Origin of the sequence: Natronosporangium hydrolyticum (genome assembly GCF_016925615.1) — a bacterium.
GTDB classification, from domain to species: domain Bacteria; phylum Actinomycetota; class Actinomycetes; order Mycobacteriales; family Micromonosporaceae; genus Natronosporangium; species Natronosporangium hydrolyticum.
In genome coordinates this window covers 1,349,303-1,375,403 of the sequence record NZ_CP070499.1, presented here as the reverse complement: position 1 = coordinate 1,375,403, position 26,101 = coordinate 1,349,303, and the positions used below count along the sequence as shown (strand labels likewise).

Sequence of the window (26,101 nt, the reverse complement as noted above, 5' to 3'; positions counted from 1 at the left end):
ATTCAGGTGACGCCATCAAGACTGATGGCAGCCGCATCGAGAAGGGCCTCGACAGCAATTCTCAGATGCCTATTACTGCGCACTTTTATCGTTCTCATCGACGCAAAAGAGGAGGGCTCGACGTGACTATCACCGACATTCCCGTCTTTGACGTCGATCTCTATTCAGACGAATCCGTGCTCGACCCCTACGAGAACTACCGAAGGCTTCGAGAGCTCGGCTCCGCGGTCTGGCTCAGCAAGTACGAGGTGTGGGCGATGGGCCGCCACGCCGACGTCTACACGGCGCTGCACGATCACGAGACCTTCTCCTCCGCGGCCGGGGTCGGCCTCAGTGACGAACTAAACCGGGTCATGGCGGGCGGCACGATCGCCAGTGACCCGCCCGAGCATGACCGGATCCGGCGGGTCATCGGCCGGCAGCTCACCCCGAAAGCGCTGCGACAACACCAAGATCATGTACAGCGACGGGCGACCGAGCTCGTCGAGCACCTAGTCGAGCGCGGGTCGTTCGACGCGGTCGCCGACCTCGCCCAGAAATTCCCGGTCTCGATGGTTCCGGATCTGCTCGGCTGGCCGGAGGACAAGACCGACAACCTGCTGGCATGGGCGGCGGCCGGGTTCAACGCCCTCGGCCCCATGAATGAACGGACCGTGGCAGGCTTCCCGACTCTACAGAATCTCTGGGAGTTCCTCGCCGAACTCTCCAACTCCCGCGACCTCCGTCCCGGCAGTTGGGGTGCGAATCTGGCGGCGGCGGTGGACGCCGGGGAGGTCGAGGCGGATCGACTACCCACGCTGCTCGGCGATTTCCTCGTGCCCTCCCTCGACACCACCGTCAGCGCACTCGCGAGCGCCATGTGGTTGTTCGGCACTAATCCAGAGCAGTGGCAGCGGGTACGAAGCGACCCGTCGGCCATCCCGGACGCGTTCAATGAGGTGGTCCGTATCGAGACCCCGGCGCGCGGTTTCTGTCGGCTCGTCACCACCGACTACGAGGTCGCGGACGGCGTAACGCTTACGGCCGGATCAAGGATATTCCTGCTCTACGCCTCGGCCAACCGGGACGAGCGGGTCTTCAAGAATCCGGACACATTCGACGTACGTCGCCCCAACGTGGCCAGTCACCTAGCCTTCGGTCATGGCATACACGGGTGCGTCGGTCAGGGGCTAGCCCGGCTGGAGGCGCACGCCCTGATGAAGGCGCTCGCCGCCCGGGTGTCCCGGATCGAGGTTGGCGAGGCCGGATGGCGTGCCCACAACACCATTCGCGGCCTGGCCTCTCTACCGACGACCCTGCACACCTAAGCAGCTCTCCCCCCGCGAGGTGATGTCGATGCACATTATTGTCGATCGCGACCGGTGCGAAGGGCACGGCGTCTGCGAAGCCGCCGCCCCGGAATTGTTCCAGCTCGACGACGAGGGCGACCTGGTGTTTACGCGGGAGGGTCAGCCGATCCCGAAGGAGCTACGGGAGCCGGCCATCAACTCCGTCCTCACCTGCCCGGTAGCCGCGTTGAAGATGGAGGACTGAGAGGTGTCCGAGACCGAACTGCGGTCGGTATTCCGACCCGCGTCGTCGGCGACCATTGAGCTGATCGCTCGCCAGCACCAGGAGCAGCGCTGCGCTCTGCTGATGGCGAGCAACTACGTCAACCCAGCCGCAGCCAAACTGGGCTACCTGCTCGACCAGCTGGTGCCGGTCGAGTCGACCGGGCCACGAGTATCCTACCTGCTCAGCTCCGGGCTGGAAGCGCTCGCTACGGTGATCAAGCTCGCCCGGCACACGGCGGTCCAAGCTGGCCGGGACACCGGGGGGTGGGTGCTGCTGCTCGACCCGCGCGAGCGCTACCAACGGTTGATGGACCCGGTCGGCGCCGGCGTAGACTCCGCGCTGATCCCCCACGTGGTCAGCGCTGCCACCGCTGACGATGCTCGGCGGCGTTACCCCGGCTACCCTTTCACCGCCGTAATCGTGGTGCGCGACAGCGACCACCGGCTCGACGACCCCTCCCTCACCGACCTGCTACGGGAGTGTCGGCAAGCACATGGTCTGGTCGCGCTCTGCTGCATCGACCAGGAGCTCTCCGGCGCGATCTTCGACGACCCGATCGGTGCGGACGTCATGGTGTTCGGCGAGCCGCTGGCCGACCGGCAGGTACCTTTCGGCGCGATCACAATGTCCGCCGCCGCCCACCGGATCTGGCGCGACCGGGTCAACTGTTTCGCGCATACCTCGACCTATGGGGGCAATGCCCTGTGCGCGGAGCTGGTGTTGGACCGGCTGGACCACGCCGGGTTCGTGGCCGACCACCACCGGGATGTGATGGCCGAGATCGAGTCGGACCCCGCGACCACACTCGAGTACTGGGGGCGGCACATCAACCCGAACGTCGCGGAGATGGCCGCGGTCTTTCATCTCAACGTCGACGTTCGCCGCGCGGCCGGCGGCCGGTTGGTTACTGGCGATGGACGGGACGTCATCGACTGCGCCGGCGGCTTCGGCAGCAACCTCCGCGGGCACAACCCGCCCGACCTGGTCCCGCGTGTGCTGCGCAGTCACGATCCGGCCCATGACTACTTCGCCGATCTGGAGCAGGAGTTGGTTCGGCTGACCGGCCTCGGCCGGGCCTTTCCCGCGGTCAGCGGAGCCATCGCCAACCACGTCGCGGTCGAGGTGGCCGCACTGGCGCAGCCGCAGCGCCGCACGGTCGTGACCTTCAAAGGGAACTACGGCGGCAAGACCCTGTTCTCACTCAACCTTAGTAAGTACGGGCCGCAGAAGACCGAGTCGGTGGCTGAGGCGTTCCGCCCGTACTACTCCGACCTCGTCTACTTAGACCCGTTCGCACCAGACGCCGCGGCGCAGTTCGAACAGATCGTGCGGGAGCGCGAGGTCGCGCTGGTGTGGTTCGAGTACATCCAGGGCGCCACCTGCGCTCCGATCCCCGAGCCGCTGATCAACGCGATCGACCGGCTGCGGGACGAGGGCGGCTATCTGGTCGGCGTCGACGAGGTCCTCACCGGCGGTTGGCGCAGCAGCCCGAACTACCTCGCCCATCCCGCAACGATGCGGACCGCAGACATCGTCACCCTCGGCAAGACCATCAGCGACATGACCATGCCCGCCGCGGCCGTGGTCGTCTCCGACCAGGTTTACGAACGCGCCTACCACACCGCCCCAGAGCAGGTTGCAGAGCTTGCGGTTCGACACCGGCACAACCTCGGTGCCCACATCTCCTGGCACGCGCTGAGGACGCTCGTCGACGGCGGTCTCGAGCCGCATCAGCAGGCGTACGCAGAGCTACGCACCTGCCTGGACGACATCTGCCGCCGTTCCAAGGTGTTGGGCGAGGTCGTCGGCTCGGCCGCGCACCTGCGACTCACCATGGGCCACCGCCTGTTGTCCTTCTCGCACGGGTCGGCGCCGGGGACGCTGTTGACGCTGGCACTCTCCGATCTGATTTTCCAACGGGGCGGCGTCTACATGCCCCTGTTGGCGATTCGACACCGGGTCGCCGCCGACCCCGCTGACCTCCGCGAGTTGGCGGCGCGGATCGACACCGCGGTCCGGGACATCACCCCCGGCATGATCTACCGGTACGCGCTCGGCTGCCTGCTCGGGCAGAAGCTGCCCTGGTTGGGCCGGCTCCTGCGCGGAAAGGCGGCTCGGCCGCAGCCGCAGCTTGCCGGGGCATCCGCCGTCGGCGCGGCCGAAACCCCAACCACGAGGAGGAGACTGTCGTGACGCAGGTCGACGGCGAGCAGGCCTCGCCAGCGTTCCGGTTGCTGACCCTAGCTACGGCGAGTTGGATGGCGTCCGCGGTGAGCGCCGCCGCTGAGCTCGGGGTGGCGGATCAGCTCGCCGCCGGTCCTCGGCCGGTAGCGGAGCTCGCCGAGGCGTTGGGAACCCACCCACCGAGCCTGTACCGGCTGCTGCGGGCGGGTTCGGACATTGGGTTGTTCGAGGAGCGGGTCGGGCAGGAGTTCGCGCTCACCGAGCTCGGCGAGGCCCTCCGAAGCGATTCACCGAGTTCGCTGCGAAACTTCGCCCGGTGGGTGGCGCTACCGGCCGACCGGCATACCTGGGACGGCCTGGTGCAGTCGGTCCGGTCCGGCCGGCCGGCGTTCGTTGACGTACACGGCGAAGAGGTGTGGGAGCATTTCCGGCAACGGCCGGAGGTCGCGGAGATCTTCGACCGTGCGATGGACGAGCTCTCCCGGCAGGTCATCGCGCCCGCGATCGATGCCTACGACTTTGCGGGGGTCCGCCGGATCGTGGATGTCGGTGGCGGGCACGGGGCGTTGCTGGCGCAGGTCCTCACCGCGGCGCCCCAGGCCTACGGCGTTCTGTTCGATCAGCCTGAGGTGATCGAAGGCGCTGGCCAGCCGCTCATCGAGGCCGCCGTACGTGACCGCAGCGAGCTGGTCGCCGGCGACTTCTTCGTGGACGTACCGGGCGACGGCGACGCCTACCTGCTGTCGAACATCATTCACGACTGGGACGACGAACCAGCCCGACAGATCCTCGCGAACTGCCGGGACGCGATGGCTCCGGACGGCCGCGTACTGCTGGTCGAGGCGGTCCTACCGGACGACGCCGCCGCCGCGCTGACCGTGAAGTTGATGGACCTCGACATGCTCGTCATCAGCGGCGGGCGCCAGCGCACCGGGGCGCAGCTCGACGCGCTGTGCCAGCAGTCCGGCTTGAAGCTCGACCGCATCGTCGGCGGCGGGCTGTGCAGCATCGTCGAGGCGACCCGCGCGTAGTCCACGAGGAGTAGGAACATGCCGATCATCCAGGCGCACGACGGCTTTCTCACCGTCTTCAATATGTTTACCTGCGAGACGCTCGCCGGCCAGGACACGATCGTCGAGGAGATGAAGCAGATCGTCGACAACGCGGCCTATCCTGGATGGATCTCGTCGACGGTGCACGCGGGGTGCGACAGCCCGGGGACCGCCAACTACATCCAATGGCGGAGCCTCGCCGATCTCGAGGCAAGGTACGCGGGCGCGGATTATCAGAACGCCACGGTGCCGCTGTTTCAGCGGATATCTACCTCGGTCGCGCTCCTCAAGACCGAGGTGGTCTTCTCCCAACACCACCCCGACCTCGATCAGATCGAGATCTCCCCGCTGCGGGACGACTACACAGTGATCATTGTGATGGATGTCGAGCCGGCGAACCAGCCGGCCCTGGTCGACGCGCTTGGACGGCCCGACCACTGGCTGATGGAGGTGGCTGGCTACCGCTCGCACGCGATCTGCCGGGGTATCGACGGGACCTTCCTCATCCTCTACGCCCAGTGGGAGAACAAGCAGCACTACGACGCCTTCCACCACCTGCCCGAACATCGACGGCCCGCCGAGGTGCGGCAGGTGCGGGCATTCGCCGACACGGTCATCACCGGCCGCCGGGCCAACACCTACCGGGTGGTTCATAGCCGCTCGGCCGCCGCAGTGAACCGAGCCAACTGAGGAGAGAGAAAAATGTCGCACGAGGAGAACCTGGCGACCCTAGAGCGCTCGATCGAGCTGATCAACTCTGGCGCGGTCGACGCCGGAGTCGCCGCGCTCTTCGCCGCAGACGCCGTCGATCATGATCCTGCCCCCGGTCAGGGCCCCGGCCGGGACGGCCTACTCGACTTCTTCCGAAACCTCCGCACCGCCTTTCCCGACCTGCGAATGGAGCGTCGGCATCTGACCGCCAACGGCTCGCATGTGTCGATGGCGTTCACGGTCTCCGGCACCCACATCGGGGATTTCAACGGGGTCCCGCCCACCGGCCGCACGTTCCAGGCCAACGGGGTGGAGATCTTCCGGTTCAGCGACGGCCAGGTCGTCGAACGGTGGGGGCTCACCGACGACATGGGGATCCTGAGCCAGCTCGGCCTTGTCTCGCTGCCGCACTAGCGACGAGAGCCGAGCAGTGAAAGACTCAAAGCTCGTCGTTGTTGGCGCCTCGCTAGCCGGTCTGCGGACCGTCGAGGCAGCGCGACTGGCCGGCCACCGCGGCGCGATCACACTAGTCGGCGCCGAACCACATCTACCTTACGACCGGCCGCCCTTGTCGAAGGACTTTCTGTCGGGAATGGTCGAGCCGCCGTACTTCCGGGGTGTGGAGTCGCTGCGGACCGAACTCGGTGTGGACCTGCAGCTCGGTGCCCCGGCCACCGCGCTCGACCTCGCCGCGGGCACGGTAACCGTAGGCGGGGACCTGCTCAGGTACGACGGCCTGGTGTTGGCTACCGGGGCCCGGGCGCGACCGCTCCCCGCAGCCGGGCGGCACGCCGGAGTGCACACCCTACGCACCCTCGACGACGCGTGGCGGCTCCGGCGCGCGCTGGTGCCGGGAGCCCAGGCGGTGATCGTCGGCGCCGGCTGTATCGGCATCGAAGTGGCGTACGCCGCCATCCGGCGCGGCGCCCGGCCAGTCGTCGTCGAGGCCGAGCCCGTCCCGATGAGCCGGGCGGTCGGCGCCGAACTCGGGGCTGCGCTCGCCGGAGTGATCCGAGGCCACGGGATCAACCTGCGGTGCGGGGTCACCGTCGAGTCGTTCGGCGGTACCGACCGGCTTCGCTCAGTGCGGCTCTCCGACGGCACCGAGCTACCGGCTGACCTGCTCATAGTCGGGATCGGAGCGGCGCCGGAGACAGGTTGGCTCGCCGACTCCGGGTTGACCATCGACGATGGTGTGGTGTGCGACGAGGCGTTGAACGCCGGCGCTCCGGGGGTGTATGCAGCGGGTGACATCGCACGCTGGTTCAACCCGGTCTTCGCCGCACCGATGCGGCTGGAGAACTGGACCACCGCGGCCGAGCAGGCGGCGCTGGCCGCCCGCAACGCGGTCGATCCCGCCGCTGCTCGTCCGTGCCGCCTCGTTCCGTACCTCTGGTCGGACTGGGGCACGGACCGTCTCCAGTTCGTCGGGCTGCCCGATGCCGAGGAGGTAGCTATGGTGGTCGGCGCTCCCGAGGCTGGCCGGTTCCTGGCGATGTACCGGCGGGGCGCCCGGGTGATCGGCGGGCTCGGCCTCAACCACCGCCGGGCGATCCTGCAGCTGCGGACCGCGATCGCGAACGGCGCGGGCTGGGCCGCCAGCGTCCGGGAGATCCGGGAACGCTGGGGCTAGGTCTGACCGGATCCTGGCTGCAGCTTCGCCAAAGCGTCGCGGCTGTCATCATCAGCCGGCAACAGGACGACCAAGCGAAGGTCGGGATCGGACAATTGCAGCGTCTCAAAGGCCAACCGCACCGTGCCGATCTCCGGGTGGCGCAGCTCGCGGGTACCAGTACGCCGGCTGCCCAACGGGCGCCGCTGCCAACGGTCGCTGAACGACTGCCCGGCTGCCCCGGTCAACTCCTCGGCGAATGCCCGTACCGCGGGGTCGCTCCAGCGAAGTTCGTTCAGGTCGGCGACGTGCTCGTCGGCGACCAGCTCCCAGTCAAGGTAGACGGCCCGAGCCCGGGGATCGACGAACGTGAACCACAGCACGTTCGGGTGTGCCGCGTCCAGGATCCCGGACGGCCCCATCAGCGCCCGGTAGCCGTCGGTCCACACCAGCAGATCACCCAGGTGGTTGACGACGAAGCACGGCGCGGGCTCCAGCTGCGCCAGCAGCTCTCGCACCGAGGGCCGGACCGTCCGGGTGACCTCGTGGATCCGTGGGCCGACCTCAATCCCAGAGGTGACCGCGGCCAGCCGGTGCAGGTGCTCGGCATCCTCCGCGCCTAGCCGCAACGCGGTGGCCAGGGCGGAGAGGACCCTGGCCGAGGGATGGGTATCCCGTCCCTGCTCGATGCGGGTCAGGTACTCCACGCTCACCCCGGCGAGAGTGGCGAGCTCCGCGCGGCGCAGGCCCGGCGTGCGACGCCCGGGGTTGGCGGGCAGTCCGACCTGGGCCGGCGTCACCGCCTCCCGACGACTGCGGAGAAACGCGCCGAGCTCTCCCCTAACCATAGCGGCAGGTGCGCCGAGGGTGGCCCTGACAGGTATACGCCTCGCCCGGCCTCCCCACGGGAGGGGTGACCAGCAGACCATGGACACGAGATATGTCCAACGGATGGGGGAACACGGATGAGCGCATCGGGCACCGATCCTACGCTACGGGCGGGGCGTAGGGAGTGGCTCGGCTTGGGCATGTTGGCGCTGCCCGCGCTGCTCGTGTCGATGGATCTGACGATCCTCCACCTAGCCGCGCCCGCGATCAGCGCTGACCTTCAGCCCACCGCCGCACAGCTGCTCTGGATCATCGACATCTACGGCTTCCTGATCGCCGGCTTCCTGATCACCATGGGCACTCTCGGCGACCGGATCGGCCGACGCCGACTGCTGTTGATCGGCGCGGCCGGATTCGGCATCGCATCCGTGATCGCCGCGTTCTCGGTCAACGCCGAGATGCTGATCGTCGCGCGGGCCCTGCTCGGCATCGCCGGTGCGACCCTCGCTCCGTCGACCGTGGCCCTGATCAGAAATATGTTCCACGACCCGGGACAACGGGCGACCGCGATCTCGATCTGGTTCATGGCCTTCATGACCGGCTCGGCGATCGGACCACTGATCGGCGGCGGGCTCCTGGAGATGTTCTGGTGGGGCTCGACCCTTCTGGTCGGTGTGCCCGTAATGGTGCTGCTGGTGCTGCTCGGTCCCGTGCTCCTCCCCGAGTACCGTGCCCCCGCGCCGGGCCGGATGGATCTGACCGGCGCGGTCACCGCGTTGATCGCGATCCTCAGCGTGACCTACGGGCTGAAGCGAGCAGCCGAGGACGGGTTCACCATGCTGCCGGTCCTGGCGATGCTGTTCGGCGGGCTCGTCGGCGTGATGTTCATACAACGGCAGCGAACGGCCGCCGCGCCGTTGCTCGATCTCAGCTTGTTCCGGCTGCGGACCGTGAGCGTCTCGGTGGTGGCGCTGACGCTCGGCGCGGTGGCGGTCGGCGGCATCGGCTACCTGACCGTACAGTACCTCCAGATGGTCGCGGGCCGGTCGCCGATCATGGCGGGTCTGTTGATGGTGCCGCCGCTGCTGACCGGGATCGTGACGACCCTGCTCAGCCCGGTCGTCGCCAAACAGATGCGGCCAGGGGTCAAGATCACCCTTGGGTTGGCGATCGCGGCGGTCGGGCTTCTGCTGGTGAGCCGAGCCGAAGACGGCTCCGGCGTCGGTTGGGTGGTGGCGGGACTCGTTCTCCTCTTCGGTGGCATCATGCCGGTCCTGGCGCTCGGGGTAACAATCGTGATCACCGCTGCGCCGCCGGAGCGAGCCGGCGCCGCCTCGGCGATCACCGAGACCGCGCAGGAACTCGGCATCGCACTCGGCATCGCGTTTCTCGGCAGCATTACCGCGACCATCTACCGCCAGCAGATGACCGACCTGTTCCCCTCTTCCCAGGTCCCGACCGAGGCCGAGGAGGCCGCGAGCGCGACGCTCGGCGGCGCGACCGGGGTCGCCGACCAGCTCGCTCCGGGCATGCTGCAGACCGCGGCACAGGCGTTCACCGACGGACTCCAGCTAGCGGCGATCGTCGCCTCGATGATCTTGGCTGCGGTCGCGATCACCGCTGGGGTGCTCCTCCGCCGGACTCAGATACCGAGTGACAGCCCACATCCGTAACCCGCCACCGCACATCGCAGCACGGCACTCATCGGGGCGCGCCGGTCACCCGGGCTGGCTGGCTCCGTCGAGGGCGGTCAGCTCCGCTGGGTCCAACCGGAGATCGACCGCCGCGACGTTCTGCTCAAGGTGTGCGGTACGGCTGGTGCCCGGGATCGGCACAACCGGCAGCTCCCACACCTCCGCGCGCTGCTGGACCCAGGCCAGGGCGACCTGGCCCGGGCTGACTCGACGGTCTTCGGCGACGGCCCGGACCACCTCGGCGAGCGTTGCCGAGGCACCGGCGATGTGCGGCGGGCGGGGCGGCGGCGGACGGTCGAGGTTGAGGCCGCCCGCACCCTGTGGGCAGTAGGCGACCACGCCGATCCCCAGGGCGCGGCAGGTCGGCACGACCTCCTCGACACTCCGGCCGACCAGCGACCACTCCGCCTGCACCGCCGCGATCGGGTGGACCCGGTGCGCCGCCCGAATGTCGTCCTCGGCCACGTTGGATAGCCCGAGATGGCGGACCTTGCCGGCGGTGACCAGCTCCGCCATCGCGCCGACCGTCTCCTCGATCGGCACCGTCCTGTCTCGATCGTGAAGGTAGTACACGTCGATCACGTCGACGCCGAGGCGGGCCAGGCTGGCATCGACGGCGGCGTGGACATAGCCGGCATCCCCTCGCACCCCGAGACCGTCGGGGGTCCGTACCACCCCGAACTTGGTGCACAGTAGTGCTTCCTCCCGGCGCCCGCGGAGCGCCTGGGCGAGTAGTCGCTCGTTGCTTCCCCCGCCGTAGAGGTCAGCGGTGTCAAGCAACGTCACCCCGAGATCGAGCGCGCGATGGATCACCTTTACGGCGGCGTCAGCCGACGGATGCGCTCCGGTCAGCCGCATACATCCGAGCCCTTGCAACGGCACGACCGGACCAGCCGAGCCCAAGGTTACCGTCCTCATCAAACCCCTTCACTATCGACACACTCGGCCAGGGTACCCCGCCACCCGGCATTTGCCTTGGCCCCCGACCGCTGGGAGCGTCGACACCCATAGACCTAATCTCTGGAGATCGGCGGCTCGCCGGTCATCCACACGAGCTCGATCGTCAACAGCGCGAGCCGCCACCCGGCCACGGTCAGTTGGGCCTCGCCCCGCGCCAGCGTACCGGTGACGAATATTGACATATCATGCTTGACCTGCGTCGACATCAGGTTCGCCCGCAGGAAGGCACGGTTGCCAGCCAGGTCGACGACCGCTGGTGAGCCCATATGTTGGGTCCGGTGGAACTTCCCGAGGGCAGTCCGGTGGAAGCCCGCTAGGCCACCGATACCCTCGTGCCGACCCACCGGGAAGGTCACCACCGCGTCGGGGGCGAACAACGACCGTGCCCACTGGTCATCGAGCTGCTCGGTGTCCAAGGTAACCAGATAGCGGTCAAGCAGGCTGGCGACAGCCAGCCGCCGAAGGTCGTCCATAGCGGTCGTCATCGAGTCGAACGTGGGTGCGGACACCGTACCTCCTAGCTCAAGCCAGCAATATCCAGCAGGCTCGCCAATACATCCATACAGATCAAGGCTGTTGACGCTGAACTGGATGTCCCGCCGGATCCTTAACTCACATCTGACATCGCCGCAACCGGCCGCCGGTGCGGCTGTAAGAAGCTGACCCAAATCTGGAGTACTCAGTGTTGAAACCACTCGGCAGCATCGACGACGATGGCTACGTCAGCGAATCGAACGCTCCGGCCACCGCCGAACAGCTCTAGAACGGGAGGCTCGCACGGTGCACAAAGTGCTCATCGCCAACCGCGGCGAGATCGCGGTGCGGCTCGTCCGAGCCTGTGCCGACGCGGGGCTCGCCAGCGTAGCTGTCTACGCCGCGCCAGATCGGGACGCCCCCCATGTGCTGGCCGCCGACACGGCTTACGCATTGGGTGGCGATACCCCCGCCACAAGCTACCTCGACATCGACGCGGTGCTTCAAGCAGCAGTGCAGACCGGCGCGGACGCGATCCACCCGGGCTACGGCTTTCTGTCGGAGAACGCGGATTTCGCCCAGGCGGTGCTGGACGCCGGTCACATCTGGATCGGACCACCGCCGGCGGCGATTCGGGCGCTGGGCGACAAGGTCAGTGCCCGCCGGATCGCCAAGCGAGTCGGCGCCCCACTGGTGCCCGGGACGGCCGACCCTATCGATGACCCGGCGGCGGCGGTGGCGTTCGCGCACCAGCACGGCCTCCCGATCGCGCTCAAGGCGGCGTTCGGCGGGGGCGGTCGCGGGCTTCGGGTAGTCCACGACATCGGCGCTATTCCGGACCTCTACGCGGCTGCGGTACGAGAGGCGACCGGCGCCTTTGGCCGCGGCGAGTGCTTTGTCGAGCGCTTTCTGGATCGGCCACGCCACGTCGAGACTCAGTGCCTGGCAGACCGGTTCGGCAACGTGGTGGTGATCTCGACCCGCGACTGCTCGCTGCAGCGCCGCCACCAGAAACTGGTAGAGGAGGCACCCGCCCCGTTTCTTAGCCAGCTTCAGCGTGATCAGCTCTACACCGCCTCGAAGGCGATCCTCAACGAGGTCGGTTACATCGGAGCGGGCACCTGTGAGTTCCTACTTGCCCCGGACGGGACCATCTCGTTCCTTGAGGTCAACACCAGACTGCAGGTGGAGCACCCGGTTACCGAGGAGGTGACCGGGATCGACCTCGTCGGCGAGCAGCTGAGGATCGCCGCCGGCGAAGCGCTGGGGTATGACGATCCACCGGCCCGGGGTCACTCGATCGAGTTCCGGATCAATGCCGAGGACCCTGGACGAGGATTCCTGCCGGCCCCCGGCACGGTGGCACGGATCGACGCTCCGACCGGCCCGGGCGTACGGTTCGACTGTGGCGTGACGTCGGGTTCGGTCATCGGTCCGGCCTGGGATTCGTTGCTGGCCAAGCTCATCGTGACTGGCATGGACAGAACTCATGTGCTGCGCCGGTCGGCACGCGCCCTCGCCGAGCTACGGGTCGACGGTATCGCCACCACCGTGCCATTCCACCGCGCCGTCGTTGCTGACCAGGCGTTCAGCGGGCCGGACTTCGACGTCCATACGAGATGGATAGAGACTGAGTTCGGCAACCAGATCGACCCCTTCACCGCCGAGGCGGCGACCGCCGATGCGGGGCCGGTCGGTTACCGGGACGTGGTGGTCGAGGTCGGGCGCAGGCGGATCGAGGTCGCCCTACCGGCGGAGCTGCTCGATCCTCCGCAGCCGAAGCCAGCGCACCGGCCGGCCGCGCACCGCGCCGCCCCCGCGTCCCGGCGCAGCAACGGTGGGAAGCCGGCCAACACCAACGGCGCCAACGGCACCGGCGACACGGTCGTGGTGCCGATGCAGGGGACGATCGTCCGAGTCGCTGTCAAAGAAGGACAACAGGTCGCCGCGGGCGACCTACTCGTCGTCGTCGAGGCGATGAAGATGGAGCAACCGATCAACGCCCCCAAGGCCGGCACGGTCTCGGCCCTCGACGCCGAGGTCGGACGAGTGGTGAGTAGCGACACCGGCATCTGCGAGATCAAGGCGCTGCCGTAACGCCAACAGGAGGAGTCTCATGCACAGTACGCTGATCGTCGCACGGATGGCGTCGGGGTCCGACCGCGCCGTCTCCGAGATCTTCGCGGACTTCGACCGTACCGAGATGCCAACGCTCATGGGTACCCGCCGCCGGCAGTTGTTCGCCTACCGGGGTCTGTACTTCCATCTCCAGGACTTCGAGGCCGGCGACGGTGCGACTCGAATCGAACAGGCCAAGACCGACCCGCGGTTCGTCGCAATCAGTGACGACCTGCGGCCCCACATCCAAGCCTACGACCCGCAGACCTGGCGCTCGCCTGCGGATGCCATGGCTACCCGCTTCTACCACTGGGAAGCGTCGGCATGACCGGACGGAGGGTCGCCATCACCGGGGTCGAAGTGCTCGCGCCCGGTGGCATCGGCACGAAGGCGTTCTGGGACCTCCTCACCGAGGGGCGCACCGCCACCCGGCTCATCACGTTCTTCGATCCAACACCGTTCCGGTCGCGGGTCGCCGCCGAGATCGACTTCATAGCAGAGGATCACGGTCTCAGCCCACAGGAAGTCCGCCGCATGGACCGGGCCGCGCAGTTTGCGGTGGTCGCCGCCCATGGCGCGGTGGCCGACAGCGGGGTCGACCTGGCTCAGGTCGACCCGTACCGGCTCGGCGTGACGGTCGGCACCGCGGTCGGCGCGACCGTCGGGCTGGACCGGGAGTACCGGGTGGTCAGCGACGGTGGCCGGCTACAACTAGTAGACCAGGCCTACGCCGTGCCCCACTTGTACAACTACCTGGTCCCGAGTTCGTTCGCGGCTGAGGTCGCCTGGCGGGTCGGAGCACAGGGACCCACCACCGTCGTCTCCACCGGCTGCACCTCCGGAATCGACTCCGTCGGTTACGCCGCCGACCTTATCCGGGAGGGGGCCGTCGACATCATGGTTGCCGGCTCGACCGACGCCCCGATCTCGCCGATCACGATGGCCTGTTTCGACGCGATCAAGGCGACAACTCCACGGTGCGACGACCCGGGTACGGCATCGCGGCCATTCGACGGCACCCGCAACGGATTCGTGATCGGCGAGGGCGCCGCGGTCTTCGTCCTAGAGGAGTTGGACCGCGCGATGGCACGCGGCGCCAACCTGTACGGAGAGATCGCGGGCTACGCCACCCGCAGCAACGCCTACCACATGACTGGTCTCCGCCCGGACGGTGTCGAGATGGCCGAAGCGATCCGGGTCGCGCTCCAGGAGGCGCGAATGAACATCGACGAGATCGACTACATCAACGCGCACGGATCCGGTACCAGACAGAACGACCGGCACGAGACCGAAGCGTTCAAGCGCAGCCTAGGGGACCACGCTTACCGCACTCCGGTCAGCTCGATCAAGTCGATGGTGGGTCACTCGCTCGGCGCCATCGGCTCGATCGAGATCGCCGCCTCCATCCTGGCGATGGAGCATGGCGTGGTCCCGCCGACCGCCAACCTCCACACGCCGGATCCCCACTGTGACCTCGACTACGTCCCGGTCACCGCCCGGAGTCACGCCACCGACGCCGTCCTCACCGTCGGCAGCGGGTTCGGGGGGTTCCAGAGCGCGATGGTCCTCGCCCGGCCGGATCGGCGGAAGCCATGAGCGCCGCGGTCGTAGTGACAGGTCTGGGGGTGGTCGCCCCCAACGGCGTCGGCGCCGGCGATTACTGGGCCGCCACCCGCAGCGGAACGAGCGGGATCGGCCGACTCAACCGCTTCTCTCCCACCCAGTATCAAGCACGGCTCGCCGGCGAGGTCCATGGGTTCGAGGCACCGGAGCACCTTCCGAGTCGGCTCTTGCCCCAGACCGACCGGATGACCCAGCTCGCGCTGGCCGCCGCCGACTGGGCGCTGGCCGACGCCGCGATCTCACCGACCGAGCAGCCCTCCTTCGACATGGGGGTGATCACGGCGAGCTTCTCTGGCGGCTTCGCATTCGGACAGAACGAGTTGGAGAGCCTCTGGCGTAGAGGAAGCCAGTACGTGAGCGCGTACCAATCCTTCGCGTGGTTCTACGCCGTCAACAGCGGGCAGATCTCGATTCGGAACGGCATGAAAGGGCCGAGCGGGGTAGTCGTCAGCGACGAGGCCGGCGGGCTCGACGCGGTCGCCCAGGGGAGACGACAGGTCCGGAAAGGGACGCAGGTGGTACTCACCGGCGCCGTCGACGCGACGATCTGCCCCTGGGGCTGGGTGGCCCTCCAGACCAGCGGCCGGCTCAGCACTAGCGACGATCCGGCACGTGCCTACCGCCCGTTCGACCGGGACTCGTCCGGCCACGTTCCCGGCGAGGGTGGCGCGCTGCTAGTGCTGGAGCCGAGCGAGTCGGCGAAGCGGCGGGGCACCAAGGTCTACGGCGCGATAGCCGGTTACGCCGCCACCTTTGATCCGCCCCCGACCTCCGCGCGGGAACCGGGGCTTCGCAGGGCAATCGAGCTCGCGCTCGACGACGCCAACGTCGAGGCTACCGACGTGGATGCGGTCTTCGCTGACGCAGCTGGGGAGCCGTACCTAGACCAAGTGGAGGCCGCCGCGCTGCGGGCGGTATTCGGCCCGCACGGTGTCCCGGTGACGGCACCGAAGACAATGACCGGCCGGCTCTACTCCGGCGGAGCCCCGCTCGACCTGGTAACCGCGCTCCTCGCACTTGACGAAGAGCTCATTCCGCCAACGGTCAACGTGGCCCCGTCGCCAGAGTACGAACTTGACCTGGTCGTCGCGGCCCGGACGACCCCGCTACGGACGTTGCTGATCCTGGCTCGCGGATACGGCGGGTTCAACTCAGCGATGGTGGTGAGCCGCCACCCATGACCAGCAAGGCCGGTCTCGCCTAACTCGACGATCTCAGGAAGGGAACCAATAACGATGTCCCGAGAAATCTCCCTATCCGATCTGCGGCTGATCCTCCGCGAGGCTGCCGGTGCCGACGAAGGCGTCGACCTCGACGCCGACATCCTGGACACCGCCTTCGCCGACCTGGGTTACGACTCGCTTGCCTTGCTAGAGGCCAGCAGTCGGATCGAGCGCCAGTTCTCGGTCTCGCTGGAAGAGTCCATGTTGGCCGAGGCGGCGACGCCCCGGGAATTCCTGGACGTCGTCAACGCTCACCTCGACTCCGCACGCTAACGAGGAAGGACCGACCATGACCTCACCGGAGCATCGGATCGCATTGGTAACCGGCGCGACAAGCGGCATCGGCCTGGCCGTCGCGCGGTTGCTCGCCAGCCAGCAGTACCGGGTCTTCATCGGTGCCCGCACGCCGGAGGCGGTTGCCGCGACCGTCAAGGACCTCCGCGGACAGGGAGGGCAGGTAGCCGGGGCACCAGTTGATGTGCGCTCGGATGAGGATGTCTCGGGATTCGTCGGGGCCGCAGTCGACCAGTTCGGCACGATCGACGTACTCGTGAACAACGCCGGCCGCAGCGGTGGCGGGGTGACCGCGGACATTCCAACCGAGCTGTGGCTCGACGTGATCGAGACCAACTTGAACAGCGTCTTCCGGGTCAGCCGGGAGGTACTCAACGCCGGTGGCATGCGGTCCAAGCAGCAGGGCCGGATCATCAACATCGCCTCCACCGCCGGCAAACAAGGCGTCGTCCTCGGGGCCCCCTACTCAGCCTCGAAGCACGGCGTAGTCGGATTTACCAAAGCGCTGGGCAACGAGCTGGCACCGACCGGCATCACGGTCAACGCCGTGTGCCCCGGCTATGTCGAGACGCCCATGGCACAGCGGGTCCGCCAGGGGTATGCCGGCGCCTACGACACCACCGAGGCGGAGGTCTTCGCGAAGTTCGTCGCCAAGATCCCCCTTGGCCGCTACTCCACCCCGGAGGAGGTCGCCGGCCTGGTCGGTTACCTCGCTTCCGACCAGGCGGCATCGATCACCTCGCAAGCACTGAACGTCTGCGGGGGACTCGGCAACTTCTGACCATACGAGCCCTGAGGAGTCCGTCATGTCCACGTCACCTCACCGCGAGGTTGAGCACGAGATCGTCATCGCCGCGCCGGCCAGTAAGGTCTACCGCTTGATCGCCGAGGTAGAGAACTGGCCACAACTCTTTCCACCTACGATCTTCGTGGATCATATCGAACGCAGCGACCGCAGTGAGCGGATCCGTATCTGGGCGCTCGCCAACGGCCAGGCGAAGACCTGGACCTCCCGCCGGGAGTTGGACCCGACGAGCCTGCGGATCACCTTCCGACAGGAGGTTTCGGCGCACCCGGTCGCCGCTATGGGCGGTGCCTGGTATTTCGAAGCCCTCACGCCCGACGAGACCAGGGTTCGGCTACTCCACGACTACCGGGCGGTCAACGATGAGCCGACCGACCTCGCGTGGATCGACGAAGCGGTCGACCGGAACTCACAGGCCGAGTTGGTCGCCCTCAAGAGTATCGCCGAGACCGCCGAGGAGACCGCCGAATTGACCTTCGCCTTCACCGACACAGTCCAGGTCGACGGCTCCGTAAAGGACGTCTTCGACTTCATCAACCAGGCCGAGCGATGGACTGAGCGATTGCCGCACGTCGCCGCGGTGACGCTCGCAGAGGAGCAACCCGGGGTGCAGACCCTGGAGATGACCACCCGGGCGAAGAATGGCTCCACCCACCTCACGAAGTCATACCGAGTGACCTTCCCGCATCAGCGGATCGCCTACAAGCAGGTAACCCTGCCGGCGCTGCTGGCCGTCCACACTGGCATCTGGACGTTCACCGAAAACGGGTCCGGGGTCGCCGCCTCATCCCAGCACACCGTGGTGCTCAACCCCACCAACATAGCCCACGTACTCGGACCGGACGCCGACGTGGCGCAGGCCCGCAGCTACGTACGCAACGCGTTGAGCAGCAACAGCCTCGCCACGCTCGAGCACGCCCGCACGTACGCTGAACAGCATCGCTAAGGAGCCGGCGTGGACGTCCAAGTCGTCGTCGTGGGAGCCGGTCCGGTCGGGTTGTTACTCGCGGGCGAGCTGCGGCTGGGGGGCGCTACCGTGGCCGTGCTGGAGCGGCTGGTCGAGCCGACCGTCGAGTCCCGTGCTTCGACGCTGCACGCCCGAACCGCCGAGGTGTTGGCGAGCCGCGGCCTGTGGGAGAGGCTCGGGCCCGCCCCGCACATACCGCGGGGACACTTCGCGGGCATCCCGATGGATCTCACGCTCCCCAGCCGGTTCGCCGGTCAGTGGAAGGTTCCGCAGACCCTCACCGAGGAGGTACTGGGTGACTGGGCGCTCGGGCTCGGCGCGGAGCTGTATCGAGGCTGGACGGTCCGGGCGGTGCACGACGACGGCGCGGGGGTGACGGTCGAGGCGGACACCCCGGACGGGGTAGCCCGGCTGCGCACCGCGTATCTGGTCGGGTGCGATGGCCACGAGAGCACGGTCCGCCGGCTCATCGGAGCGGATTTCCCCGGCTGGCCAGCCACCCGCGAGCTACTGCGCGCCGACGTGCGGGGAGTGGCGATTCCGAACCGGCGGTTCGAGCGACACGACCGCGGGTTAGCCGTGGCCGCCCGTATCTCGGAGGGGACCACCCGGGTGATGGTCTACGAGCACGGCCGTGACGTCGCCGAGCGGCGGCCGGCCCCGCCCGAGTTCACCGAAGTCGTCGCGGCTTGGCGGCGGGTGACCGGCGAGGAGATCGGTGGCGGCGAACCGGTGTGGGTGAACGCGTTCGACGACGCTCACCGACAGCTGTCCCAGTACCGACACGGCCGGGTGCTGTTCGCCGGTGACGCCGCCCACGTCCAGTTGCCGATCGGCGGCCAGGCCCTGAACCTGGGCCTGCAGGACGCGGTCAACCTGGGGTGGAAACTGGCGGCACGGGTCCGGCGCGGAGCACCAGCCGGGTTACTCGACACCTACCACGCGGAACGGCATCCGGTAGGGCGGCGGACGTTGACCAACATTCGCGCCCAAGCCACGCTCCTGCTCGGCGACCGTTCGGTGGAACCGGTCCGGTCGCTGTTCGCCGAACTGGTCACGATCGACGCCACCCGGCGCCGCCTCGCCGGAATGGTCAGCGGTCTCGACATCCGATACCGCCCCAGCGCTGACGAGCATTACACCGTCGGCGACTACCTGGCCGAGCTGGCGCAGCCGGACGGTCGCGGGCTACTGCTCGCCGTACCGGGGAGCCCCGCCGCGACCGCGGCGGCGCCGTGGCGGGAACAGGTCACGGTCGCGCCACCGCCCACTGCGCCGGTCGACGCGGCCGCGATCCTGGTGCGCCCGGATGGCCACGTCGCCTGGGCCGGCACGTCGGCCGAGGCGGCCCATACCGCCCTATACCGATGGTTCGGCCCTCCCAGCCACAGCCGAGCACACTCTCGCCCCGTTAAGGAGATCTCGTGAGTACTGACGTCATCATCGTTGGCGCCGGCCCCACCGGCTTGACCCTTGCTGGAGAGCTTAGCCTCGCCGGTTGCCGGGTCGTCATCGCCGACCAGCTCCCCGCACCGACCGGGCAGTCCCGGGGACTGGGTTTCACCGCCCGGACCCTGGAGACCTTCGATCAGCGGGGCATCCTGCCGCGGTTCGGGGCACTGGAGACCAGCCCGGTCGGTCACTTCGGGGGTGTCCAATTCGACTACACAGTGCTGGCGGACTGCCACTTCGGCGCGCGCGGAATTCCGCAGTCGCAGACCGAGGCAGTGCTGGAGGAGTGGGCTACCGGGCTCGGCGCCCAGGTCCGCCGTAGCTGGGAGCTGGTGACCTTCGCCGAATCCGGTTCCGAGGTACGGGCCGGTTTCCGAACCCCCGACGGTGAGCAGGAGCTCGCCGCGTCGTACCTGGTGGGTTGCGACGGCGGGCACAGCGCCGTCCGGCGATTGGCCGGCATCGACTTCCCTGGTACGGCCGCAACCCGTGGCATGTACCTGGCCGATGTGACCGGCTGCGAGATCGAGTCCCGGTTCCTCGGCGACCGGTTGCCTAACGGCATGGTGATGGCGGCGCCGCTCGGCGAGGGCGTGACTCGGATCATCGTCTGCGAACACGGCACCCCGGCTACCGACCGGGCGCGGGACACCAGCTTCGCTGAGGTCGCGGACGCCTGGCAGCGGATCACCGGCGAGTCGATCCACCATGGATCAGCGAGCTGGGTCAGCTCGTTTACCGACGCGACCCGGCAGGCGACCGAGTACCGCCGAGGCCGGATCCTGCTCGCCGGTGACGCGGCGCACATCCACCTGCCGGCCGGCGGTCAAGGACTCAGCACCGGAGTGCTCGACGCGGCGAACCTCGGTTGGAAGCTCGCCGCCACCGTTGCCGGCTGGGCACCGGCGAACCTGCTCGACACCTACCACGACGAACGGCACCCCGCCGGGGCCAGGCTGCTGATGAACACTCGCGCCCAGGGCATGATCTTTCTCGGCGGTGAGGAGGCGGACCCGCTGCGCGAACTGCTCACCGAACTACTCGAGGACGACGACAACAAACGATACCTCGCCGGGCTGGTCAGCGGCCTGGACATCCGCTACGACGTAGGCCCTGGTGACCACCCGTTGCTGGGCCGGCGGATCCCACCACGGCGCCTGCGTACCGCCGACGGTGAGACCGACACTGCCCGACTGCTCCACTCCGGCCGTGGTGTCCTGCTCGACCTCGCCGACGATGTCGGTGCCCGCGCGATCGCTGCGCCCTGGGCGGATCGGGTAACCGTCGCCACCGCCCGCGAGGTCACCACCGCCACGCTCGGCGCAGACACTGCGCTGATCCGTCCGGACGGGTACGTCGCCTGGGCGGGCCACGACCCGAAACAGCTGGAGATCGCGCTGCAACGGTGGTTTGGCCCTCCCCAGGAGGTCCGCGCCTGAGCTCGTTCGGGCGGACGTCACGGAGCTGAACCGCGGGTGCTACCACCTGCGAGCCACCGGATTCGCGGAGCAACCAATCGCGACGGAGAGGATTGAGACGTGGACCGAGTCACCGAGTTGACGCGGCTGAAGGCGGCGATCCTGGCCGGGCCGGACCCGGGGGCGACCGAGCGCCAGCATGCCAAAGGCAAGCTCACCGCCCGGGAGCGGATCGCGCTGCTGCTAGACAAGGATTCCTTTCAGGAGACCGAGCCGCTGCGTCGGCACCGGGCGAGTGGGTTCGGGCTGCAGGCTCGCCGGCCCCACACCGACGGCGTGGTCACGGGCTGGGGCACGGTCTACGGACGGACAGTCTTCGTCTACGCACACGACTTCCGGATCTTCGGCGGCGCGCTCGGCGAGGCGCACGCCGAGAAGATCCACCGGATCATGGACATGGCCATCGCCACCGGCGCTCCGCTGGTCTCGTTGAACGACGGGGCAGGCGCCCGCATTCAGGAAGGTGTCGTCGCGCTCGCGGGGTACGGCGGGATCTTCCGGCGCAACACTCGGGCCTCTGGCGTGATACCGCAGATCAGCGTCGTCCTCGGCCCTTGCGCGGGCGGTGCGGCGTACTCCCCGGCGTTGACCGACTTCGTGTTCATGGTGCGGGACACCGCGCAGATGTTCATCACCGGGCCGGAGGTGGTCACCGCGGTAACCGGTGCGCAGGTCAGCCAGGACGAACTCGGCGGAGCCGACGTACACGCCTCGGTCTCCGGTGTCGCCCACTTCGTCCACGACCACGAAGAGGCCTGCCTGGAGGACGTTCGCTTCCTGCTGTCGATGCTGCCGTCGAACAACCACGAGACGGCCCCGACCGGACTGACCGACGACTCCCCCGAGCGTCGGTGCGACGGGTTGGTGGACCTCGTGCCGACCGACGGCGCCCGCCCGTACGACATGCGGGCGGTCATCGAGGAGGTCAGCGACGACGGCCAGTACCTTGAGGTACACGAAGGATGGGCGACCAACGTCGTAGTCGCCCTCGCCCGGCTCGATGGCCAGGTAGTCGGGTTCGTCGCGAACCAGCCGCAGTCGTCAGCCGGCGCGCTCGACATTCACGCCAGCGAGAAGGCGGCGCGGTTCGTGCAATTCTGCGACGCGTTCAACATTCCACTGGTGACTCTCCTCGATGTCCCGGGCTTCCTCCCGGGGCTGGCACAGGAACACGGTGGCATCGTCCGGCACGGCGCGAAGCTGCTATACGCGTACTGCAACGCCACGGTGCCGCGGATCTCGGTGGTGCTACGGAAGGCGTACGGCGGCGCGTACATCGTGATGGACTCACGAAGCGTGGGGGCGGACCTCTCGTACGCCTGGCCCAACAACGAGATCGCGGTGATGGGCGCGGAGGGCGCCGCGAACGTCATCTTCCGACGACAGATCGCCGATTCTGAGGATCCGGGAGCGACTCGAACCGACCTCGTCCAGCAGTACCGTGACGAGCTCATGCACCCTTACTACGCCGCGGAGCGAGGACTTGTCGACGATGTCATCCACCCCGCCGACACCCGCGCAGTGTTGATCCGGTCGCTTCAGACGCTACAGACCAAACACGCCGACCTACCGGCCCGCAAGCACGGAAACCCACCGCAATGATCCGCACATACTCGTCAGATCCCCGTCATGTCGGGAGGTATGGATGGCACACTGGTACCGGATCCTCCGTGGTGACCCCACCCCGGATGAACTCGCTGCGTTGACCTCGGTCCTCGCGGTGATCGTGGCCAGCCGAGTCGCAGCCGCCGACGCCGGTCGGGCCGAGCCTCGTCGAGGCCGGTCCGGTCCGCGCTGGCGGCGACTAGGCCCGGTCAGCCACTATCGTAACCCGGTCAGTTGGCAGCGCCTCGGCTAACCCTGGACCGCGAACGTCCACCGCATCCGGGACGCGTCCCCTGCACCATCGGCTAGAACCGGGCGGGTTCGCGATACGAACCCCACTGCTCGCGGAGCGCGTCGCAGATCTCGCCGAGGGTGGCTTCGGCCCGGGCGGCGTCCAGCATCGCCGGCAGCAGGTTCTGATCGGTCCGGGCCACCTCGACCATCCGGCGCAGCGCCGCGTCGACCACGGCCTCGTCCCGGGCCGCCTTCCGTTGCGCCAACGTCTGCTTCTGCTCGATCTCGACCTCGTGCGAGATCCGCAGGATCTCCAACTCCTTGGCGACCGTGCTGGTGTGGCAGTTTACCCCGACGATCTTCTTCTCGCCCTTCTCCAGCGCCTGCTGATAGGTGAAGGCGGAGTCGGCGATCTCGGCCATGAACCACCCGTCCTCGATGCCGCGTAGGATCCCGGCGGTCATCGGGCCGATGTGGTGCTCCGCCTCTCCGCCCATCGACCGGATCCGTTCAAAGATCGCCTCGGCCTCGGCCTCGATCTGGTCGGTCAACGCCTCCACATACCAGGAGCCGCCCAGCGGATCGGCGACGTTGGTGACCCCGGTCTCCTCCATCAGCACCTGCTGGGTCCGCAACGCGATCTCGGCCGACTCGTCGGTCGGCAGCGCCAGCGTCTCGTCCAACGCGTTGGTGTGCAGCGAATTCGTCCCGCCGAGCACTGCCGCGAGCGCCTCGACCGCGGTGCGGACCACGTTGTTGACCGGCTGCTGGGCGGTGAGTGACACCCCGGCGGTCTGAGTGTGGAACCGGAGCCACAGCGCCCGTTCGTCGGTGACCCCGTAGATCTCTTTCAGCCAGCGGGCCCAGATCCGGCGAGCCGCCCGGAACTTGGCGACCTCCTCGAAGAAGTCGACGTGCGAGTCGAAGAAGAAGCTCAGACCGGGGGCGAACTCGTTGGCGTCCAGCCCGCGCGACTGCCCCAGCTCCACATATCCGAAGCCGTCGGCCAACGTGTACGCCAACTCCTGGGCGGCGGTGGAGCCAGCTTCCCGGATGTGGTAGCCGGAGACCGAGAGCGGCTTGTAGCGCGGGATCTCCCGGTGGCAGAACTCCATCAGGTCACCGATCAGTCGCAGGTGCGGCTCCGGCGGGAAGAGCCACTCCTTCTGCGCGATGTACTCCTTGAAGATGTCGGTCTGCAGCGTGCCGTCCAGCCGCGAGATGTCGGTGCCCTGCCGCTCCGCGGCCACCAGATACATGCAGAAGATCGGCACCGCCGGACCGGAGATGGTCATGCTGGTGGTGACGGCGCCGAGGTCGATGTTGTCGAACAGCACGTCCATGTCGGCGGCGGAGTCGATCGCCACTCCACAGTGGCCGACCTCCCCCAACGACTGTGGATCGTCGGAGTCCCGCCCCATCAGGGTCGGCATGTCGAACGCCACCGACAGCCCGCCGCCGCCCGCGGCGAGCAACATCTGGTAACGCTCATTGGTCTGCCGCGCGTTACCGAACCCGGAGAACTGCCGGATCGTCCAGGTCCGCCCCCGGTAGCCGGTCGGATAGAGCCCGCGGGTGTACGGGTACTCGCCTGGCCAGCCGATCCGTTCGAAGCCTGGGTACGCGACCCCCGGCGGCGGCCCGTACACCGGCTCGACCGGGGCGCCCGACAGAGTGGTGAAGTCGGCGTCACGCTTGCGGGCCGAGTCGTAGCGGGCCTGCCAGCGTTCCCGGCCGGCGGCGATCTCCCCAGCGTCCATGGGCGTCTCCTCCAGACTTCGATGTCTACCCCAGCCCGATGATAGCCGCCGCCTGAACGAGCGCTAAGCGAACCGTAGCCAACCTCCGTTACCAGGGGTCGGAGCGATGCTCGGGAGCGAGCGCCTCGCCGGCGTCCACCCGGCGGTGGCGTGGGCGGCGCGGCAACGGCGGCGGGAGTGACGGCGTGGTCGACAGCGCGGCGGGGGCCCCAGCGGCGTGCTCAGGGCCGCTGGCCACCCCGCCGGCCGGGCTCGGCACCTGCTCCGGACCACCGGAGGCCACTCCCCCGGCCGCCGTCCGCGCGGAGCCGCACACCACCGCCGCCAGCAAGGTCGTCAACGGCACCGCCGCCACCAGGCCGATCGTCGCCACCACGCTACGTACGATCTCCTGGGCGATCGGCTGCGCGGTGAGCACGGTGCCCATGTCCTGGCCGCTGGTGCTCAGCACGATCAGCAGCAGCAACGGCAACGAGGCCCCGGCGTAGGCGAGGACGAGGGTGTTAACCACCGACGCGATGTGCGCCCGGCCGACCCGGATACCGGCCTTATACAGCTGCCACCTGGTAAGCGTGGGATCGGCGCGGGCGATCTCACTGACGGTCGCCGACTGGCTCACGGTGACGTCGTCGAGCACCCCCAGCGAGCCGATGATGATGCCGGCGAGCAGCACCCCGCGTAGGTCGAGGTCGGGGATGCGGTGGAACAGGGTCAGCTCGTCGTTGCCGACGAAGCCGGTGAGATGGGTCGCGGCGGTGGCGAGGAAACCGAGCAGACCGGTGACGATCAAGGCGCCGAGGGTCCCCAGCACCGCGACCGAGGTGCGCACGCTGACCCCGTGCACCAGGTACATGATCACGAACATGACCATGGCCGCGCCGACCACCGCCACCAGCAGCGGTGGCTGACCACTGATGATCGCCGGCAGCACGAAGGTGAGCAACAGTGTGAAACACGCCGCCAGCCCGGCCAGCGACGCGAGCCCGCGTCGCAGCCCGAACGCCACGATCACCAGCGCGAAGAGCGCCCCCAGCAGCACCAACGGGGTACCCCGCTTGTGGTCGGCGATCCCGTACTGCTGATCGGTCGGGTCGCCGGGGTTGGTGACCACCGCGACCTCGACCTGGTCACCGGCGCGCACATCCGGCGCGCCCGGACCATCCGGCAGCGGGGTGGTGACCTCCTGCCCGCGGTCGGGACCGTCCGCCAGCAACACCGTCGCCTCGCCGCAGCGCGTAAGCCCGGACTCCGCCGCCTCCGGCGGGCAGGTCTCCTCGGCGACGGCGGTGACCCGCCCGTCGTAGTAGGTGCCGCCGACCGGCTCCGAGGGCTCCGGAGACGGTGGCCACAGCAGCGCCAGCGCGAGCACCGTCGCCGCTACCAACGGAATCATCACCCAGGTCAGGACCTTTCGGACCTGGGGGGATGCGGGCATGATGCCGACGCGGTCGTGGTCGTGCCCTCCGGCCATGG

24 protein-coding genes are annotated in these 26,101 nt (G+C 68.2%); 19 read left to right on the top strand and 5 right to left on the bottom strand.

The window, feature by feature from the left end; genetic code table 11:
* The first annotated feature begins 122 nt into the window (after positions 1-122).
* Genes JQS43_RS06325 through JQS43_RS06295 form a run of 7 tightly spaced genes read left to right on the top strand, consistent with a single transcriptional unit; the run spans position 123 to position 7,134 of the window.
* Positions 123-1,307, top strand: coding sequence for a cytochrome P450 (locus JQS43_RS06325; protein ID WP_239678132.1), 1,185 nt, complete (start codon positions 123-125; stop codon positions 1,305-1,307).
* A gap of 28 nt (positions 1,308-1,335) precedes the next feature.
* A complete protein-coding gene (locus JQS43_RS06320; protein ID WP_239678131.1) occupies positions 1,336-1,533 on the top strand; it encodes a ferredoxin in 198 nt (65 codons plus the stop codon).
* Positions 1,534-1,536: 3 nt separating this feature from the next.
* Positions 1,537-3,747 (top strand): aminotransferase class III-fold pyridoxal phosphate-dependent enzyme, encoded by a 2,211-nt coding sequence (locus JQS43_RS06315; protein ID WP_239678130.1) that lies wholly within the window; start codon positions 1,537-1,539, stop codon positions 3,745-3,747.
* Complete coding sequence (locus tag JQS43_RS06310; RefSeq protein ID WP_239678129.1) at positions 3,744-4,769, top strand: methyltransferase; 1,026 nt, start codon at positions 3,744-3,746, stop codon at positions 4,767-4,769. The genes JQS43_RS06315 and JQS43_RS06310 overlap by 4 nt, the downstream gene beginning before the upstream one ends.
* 18 nt (positions 4,770-4,787) lie before the next feature.
* The gene (locus tag JQS43_RS06305) at positions 4,788-5,480 is read left to right on the top strand and encodes an antibiotic biosynthesis monooxygenase family protein (RefSeq protein WP_239678128.1); all 693 of its coding nucleotides are present in this window, start codon (positions 4,788-4,790) and stop codon (positions 5,478-5,480) included.
* Between the two features lie 12 nt (positions 5,481-5,492).
* Entirely contained in the window at positions 5,493-5,915 is a 423-nt protein-coding gene (locus tag JQS43_RS06300) for an ester cyclase (protein ID WP_239678127.1), read from the top strand.
* 16 nt (positions 5,916-5,931) lie between these two features.
* Positions 5,932-7,134 (top strand): NAD(P)/FAD-dependent oxidoreductase, encoded by a 1,203-nt coding sequence (locus JQS43_RS06295; protein ID WP_239678126.1) that lies wholly within the window; start codon positions 5,932-5,934, stop codon positions 7,132-7,134.
* Here JQS43_RS06295 and JQS43_RS06290 read toward each other — a convergent pair.
* The gene (locus JQS43_RS06290) at positions 7,131-7,961 is read right to left on the bottom strand and encodes a helix-turn-helix transcriptional regulator (RefSeq protein ID WP_239678125.1); all 831 of its coding nucleotides are present in this window, start codon (positions 7,959-7,961) and stop codon (positions 7,131-7,133) included. The two genes, JQS43_RS06295 and JQS43_RS06290, sit on opposite strands and share 4 nt — an antisense overlap.
* Positions 7,962-8,078: 117 nt before the next feature.
* Between JQS43_RS06290 and JQS43_RS06285 the strand changes: the two genes are divergently transcribed.
* Positions 8,079-9,614 (top strand): MFS transporter, encoded by a 1,536-nt coding sequence (locus tag JQS43_RS06285; protein ID WP_239678124.1) that lies wholly within the window; start codon positions 8,079-8,081, stop codon positions 9,612-9,614.
* Between the two features lie 45 nt (positions 9,615-9,659).
* Here the strand turns inward: JQS43_RS06285 and JQS43_RS06280 are convergent, their stop codons facing one another.
* Positions 9,660-10,553 (bottom strand): aldo/keto reductase, encoded by an 894-nt coding sequence (locus tag JQS43_RS06280; protein WP_239678123.1) that lies wholly within the window; start codon positions 10,551-10,553, stop codon positions 9,660-9,662.
* A 95-nt stretch (positions 10,554-10,648) separates the two neighbouring features.
* Positions 10,649-11,104 carry a nuclear transport factor 2 family protein gene (locus JQS43_RS06275; protein ID WP_239678122.1) on the bottom strand — a complete coding sequence of 152 codons (456 nt, stop codon included), beginning with the start codon at positions 11,102-11,104 and terminating at the stop codon, positions 10,649-10,651.
* 271 nt (positions 11,105-11,375) lie between these two features.
* On the opposite strand from JQS43_RS06275, the gene JQS43_RS06270 reads away from it, so the two are divergent.
* The 11 genes from JQS43_RS06270 (at position 11,376) to JQS43_RS06220 (ending at position 22,887) form a co-directional block, all read left to right on the top strand.
* On the top strand, positions 11,376-13,166 hold the full coding sequence (locus JQS43_RS06270; protein ID WP_239678121.1) for an acetyl/propionyl/methylcrotonyl-CoA carboxylase subunit alpha: 1,791 nt from the start codon (positions 11,376-11,378) through the stop codon (positions 13,164-13,166).
* Positions 13,167-13,185: 19 nt separating this feature from the next.
* Positions 13,186-13,515: a TcmI family type II polyketide cyclase gene (locus tag JQS43_RS06265; RefSeq protein ID WP_239678120.1), complete on the top strand. Its 330-nt coding sequence runs from the start codon at positions 13,186-13,188 to the stop codon at positions 13,513-13,515.
* Positions 13,512-14,783, top strand: coding sequence for a beta-ketoacyl-[acyl-carrier-protein] synthase family protein (locus JQS43_RS06260; RefSeq protein WP_239678119.1), 1,272 nt, complete (start codon positions 13,512-13,514; stop codon positions 14,781-14,783). The genes JQS43_RS06265 and JQS43_RS06260 overlap by 4 nt, the downstream gene beginning before the upstream one ends.
* Entirely contained in the window at positions 14,780-15,991 is a 1,212-nt protein-coding gene (locus JQS43_RS06255) for a ketosynthase chain-length factor (protein WP_239678118.1), read from the top strand. The genes JQS43_RS06260 and JQS43_RS06255 overlap by 4 nt, the downstream gene beginning before the upstream one ends.
* 54 nt (positions 15,992-16,045) lie before the next feature.
* The gene (locus tag JQS43_RS06250) at positions 16,046-16,306 is read left to right on the top strand and encodes an acyl carrier protein (protein ID WP_239678117.1); all 261 of its coding nucleotides are present in this window, start codon (positions 16,046-16,048) and stop codon (positions 16,304-16,306) included.
* A 16-nt stretch (positions 16,307-16,322) separates the two neighbouring features.
* The gene (gene fabG / locus JQS43_RS06245) at positions 16,323-17,108 is read left to right on the top strand and encodes a 3-oxoacyl-ACP reductase FabG (RefSeq protein WP_239678116.1); all 786 of its coding nucleotides are present in this window, start codon (positions 16,323-16,325) and stop codon (positions 17,106-17,108) included.
* A gap of 25 nt (positions 17,109-17,133) precedes the next feature.
* A complete protein-coding gene (locus JQS43_RS06240) occupies positions 17,134-18,078 on the top strand; it encodes an aromatase/cyclase (RefSeq protein WP_239678115.1) in 945 nt (314 codons plus the stop codon).
* Positions 18,079-18,087: 9 nt separating this feature from the next.
* A complete protein-coding gene (locus JQS43_RS06235; RefSeq protein WP_239678114.1) occupies positions 18,088-19,527 on the top strand; it encodes an FAD-dependent monooxygenase in 1,440 nt (479 codons plus the stop codon).
* On the top strand, positions 19,524-20,990 hold the full coding sequence (locus JQS43_RS06230; RefSeq protein WP_239678113.1) for an FAD-dependent monooxygenase: 1,467 nt from the start codon (positions 19,524-19,526) through the stop codon (positions 20,988-20,990). The genes JQS43_RS06235 and JQS43_RS06230 overlap by 4 nt, the downstream gene beginning before the upstream one ends.
* Positions 20,991-21,089: 99 nt before the next feature.
* Entirely contained in the window at positions 21,090-22,631 is a 1,542-nt protein-coding gene (locus JQS43_RS06225; RefSeq protein ID WP_239678112.1) for an acyl-CoA carboxylase subunit beta, read from the top strand.
* A 43-nt stretch (positions 22,632-22,674) separates the two neighbouring features.
* A complete protein-coding gene (locus tag JQS43_RS06220) occupies positions 22,675-22,887 on the top strand; it encodes an acyl-CoA carboxylase subunit epsilon (protein ID WP_239678111.1) in 213 nt (70 codons plus the stop codon).
* A gap of 52 nt (positions 22,888-22,939) precedes the next feature.
* On the opposite strand, the gene JQS43_RS06215 is transcribed toward JQS43_RS06220, so the two are convergent.
* Both JQS43_RS06215 and JQS43_RS06210 read right to left on the bottom strand, forming a co-directional pair.
* Entirely contained in the window at positions 22,940-24,628 is a 1,689-nt protein-coding gene (locus JQS43_RS06215; RefSeq protein WP_239678110.1) for a coenzyme B12-dependent isobutyryl-CoA mutase large subunit, read from the bottom strand.
* A gap of 88 nt (positions 24,629-24,716) precedes the next feature.
* Entirely contained in the window at positions 24,717-26,099 is a 1,383-nt protein-coding gene (locus JQS43_RS06210) for a YibE/F family protein (protein ID WP_239679329.1), read from the bottom strand.
* Positions 26,100-26,101 lie beyond the last annotated feature (2 nt).

Excerpts from the sequence above, each read along its gene's own strand:
- JQS43_RS06215 (WP_239678110.1), bottom strand. The coding sequence starts at position 24,628 with ATGGACGCTGGGGAGATCGCCGCCGGCCGGGAACGCTGGCAGGCCCGC.
- fabG (WP_239678116.1), top strand. The coding sequence starts at position 16,323 with ATGACCTCACCGGAGCATCGGATCGCATTGGTAACCGGCGCGACAAGC.
- JQS43_RS06260 (WP_239678119.1), top strand. The coding sequence starts at position 13,512 with ATGACCGGACGGAGGGTCGCCATCACCGGGGTCGAAGTGCTCGCGCCC.
- JQS43_RS06220 (WP_239678111.1), top strand. The coding sequence starts at position 22,675 with ATGGCACACTGGTACCGGATCCTCCGTGGTGACCCCACCCCGGATGAA.
- JQS43_RS06305 (WP_239678128.1), top strand. The coding sequence starts at position 4,788 with ATGCCGATCATCCAGGCGCACGACGGCTTTCTCACCGTCTTCAATATG.
- JQS43_RS06300 (WP_239678127.1), top strand. The coding sequence starts at position 5,493 with ATGTCGCACGAGGAGAACCTGGCGACCCTAGAGCGCTCGATCGAGCTG.
- JQS43_RS06265 (WP_239678120.1), top strand. The coding sequence starts at position 13,186 with ATGCACAGTACGCTGATCGTCGCACGGATGGCGTCGGGGTCCGACCGC.
- JQS43_RS06250 (WP_239678117.1), top strand. The coding sequence starts at position 16,046 with ATGTCCCGAGAAATCTCCCTATCCGATCTGCGGCTGATCCTCCGCGAG.
- JQS43_RS06320 (WP_239678131.1), top strand. The coding sequence starts at position 1,336 with ATGCACATTATTGTCGATCGCGACCGGTGCGAAGGGCACGGCGTCTGC.
- JQS43_RS06290 (WP_239678125.1), bottom strand. The coding sequence starts at position 7,961 with ATGGTTAGGGGAGAGCTCGGCGCGTTTCTCCGCAGTCGTCGGGAGGCG.
- JQS43_RS06280 (WP_239678123.1), bottom strand. The coding sequence starts at position 10,553 with ATGAGGACGGTAACCTTGGGCTCGGCTGGTCCGGTCGTGCCGTTGCAA.
- JQS43_RS06210 (WP_239679329.1), bottom strand. The coding sequence starts at position 26,099 with ATGGCCGGAGGGCACGACCACGACCGCGTCGGCATCATGCCCGCATCC.
- JQS43_RS06255 (WP_239678118.1), top strand. The coding sequence starts at position 14,780 with ATGAGCGCCGCGGTCGTAGTGACAGGTCTGGGGGTGGTCGCCCCCAAC.
- JQS43_RS06240 (WP_239678115.1), top strand. The coding sequence starts at position 17,134 with ATGTCCACGTCACCTCACCGCGAGGTTGAGCACGAGATCGTCATCGCC.
- JQS43_RS06285 (WP_239678124.1), top strand. The coding sequence starts at position 8,079 with ATGAGCGCATCGGGCACCGATCCTACGCTACGGGCGGGGCGTAGGGAG.